This window comes from Brevibacterium picturae (assembly GCF_030453725.1).
GTDB lineage: Bacteria > Actinomycetota > Actinomycetes > Actinomycetales > Brevibacteriaceae > Brevibacterium > Brevibacterium sandarakinum_A.
This window is the reverse complement of record NZ_JAKDJU010000337.1, coordinates 1-1,589: the sequence shown is the minus strand read 5'-3', so window position 1 is coordinate 1,589 and position 1,589 is coordinate 1. Positions and strand designations below refer to the sequence as shown.

Below are 1,589 nucleotides of genomic sequence, written 5' to 3'. Positions count from 1 at the left end.
CGCTTCGGTGATGGAACCATCGACGGATACATGGACCGGCACGAGTCCATGTCCGAAGCCTTCGCCACGGAGTTCCCTGTCGGTGCTCCTGGTGAGAGCTTTGTTCATGTGGGATCGGCGATTCACTCGATCCGCGCGGTCCCGGCGGCGAACCTGCCCAGGTTTGCCGAGCTCGACGGACCCGTCCACGTCCACCTCTCGGAACAACCGGCGGAGAACAAGGCCAGCCATGCCGCCTACGGCACGACGCCGACGCAGGTCCTCGCGCGATCCGGAGTCGTCGCGTCCAACCTTTCGGCCGTCCACGCCACCCACCTCAGCGAGGACGACATCGTGACCCTGGGCGGGGCCGAAGCCAACATCGTCATGTGCCCGTGCACGGAAGCCGACCTGGCCGACGGCATCGGACCGGCCCGCGAACTCGCCGATGCCGGCGCCACGATCTCGATCGGCTCCGACCAACACGTCGTCCTCGACGCACTGCGCGAGACCCAGAGCATGGAAGCCGGGGAACGCCTGCGGTCGGGCCAACGGGGACGATTCTCCCCGGCCGAGCTCATCACCTCCTTGACCTCGGGCGGGGCGCGCAGCCTCGACCTGCCGGTCGGTTCGCTCGAGGTCGGGAAGGCGTGTGACTTCATCGCGGTGGCCACCGACAGCATGCGCACGTACGGGTCCGCGGGGGAGCAGATCATCCTCTCGGCCACCTCGGCGGATGTGTCCATGACCGTCAGCGGGGCTCAGGTGCGCGTCCGCGACGGCGTGCACACCGAACTGGGGCCGATTTCGGAGCTGTACCGGGCTGCGTTCGCGGCCCTCGGGATGGAGGACTGAACCGTGGCTGAGGTTCCGGCACTGCGGCGTTCGATCGCGATTCTGCGGCATCTGGCCTCATCGAATCGTCCGATCACCGCCGGTGCGCTGGTGCGGACGTTGGAGATCCCTCGCTCGAGTGCCTACGAACTGCTCACTGTGCTCGAGGAGCTGGGGCTCGTCGTGCGCACCGAATCCGGTTACGCCCTGGGCGCCGGCGTTCACGAATTGGGAAGCTCCTACCTGCGCACGAACCCCCTGCAGCGCTTGGCCCAGCCCATCGTGCGGCAGTTGGCCGACGACACTGCGGCGACAACACAGCTGGCCGTCATCCGCGGCTGGGAGACCGAGTACGTGCTCAAGGAGCAGTCCCTGAAATCGGTCGCGGTCATTACCGCCACCGGCGTGCGCATGCCCAGCTACCTGACCGCGACCGGTCGGGCGATCCTGGCGAATCTGCCCAAGTCAGAGGTGCTGGCGATGCTCCAGTCCGAGTCCGGATTCGTCACCCGTACCGGGCAGGGTCCGACCACGGTCAAGGCACTCAACGCGATCCTGGCGCAGGACCGGCGGATCGGCTGGGCGATCGAGCACGGCGAGGTCACCCCCGGGATCTCAACGATCGCGGCTCCTGTCTACGATGTCCTCTCCCGTCCGGTCGCTGCGATCGGACTCTCACTGGCCAGCGAGGCGATGACCGAGGACACCGAAACCGCAGGACTCGCGGACAAGGTCCTCGCGGCCGCCGCCGAGGTGACCGCGAAGCTGCGGTGACC

2 protein-coding genes are annotated in these 1,589 nt (G+C 67.6%); both read left to right on the top strand.

Going from position 1 to position 1,589, the window contains the following annotated elements; genetic code table 11:
* Positions 1 to 834: amidohydrolase family protein (locus L0G76_RS16160; RefSeq protein WP_304358144.1), on the top strand; the 834-nt coding region annotated here is incomplete at its 5' end.
* Positions 835 to 837: 3 nt separating this feature from the next.
* Positions 838 to 1,587, top strand: a complete 750-nt coding sequence (locus L0G76_RS16155) for an IclR family transcriptional regulator (RefSeq protein ID WP_304358143.1) — start codon at positions 838 to 840, stop codon at positions 1,585 to 1,587.
* Positions 1,588 to 1,589: the final 2 nt, after the last annotated feature.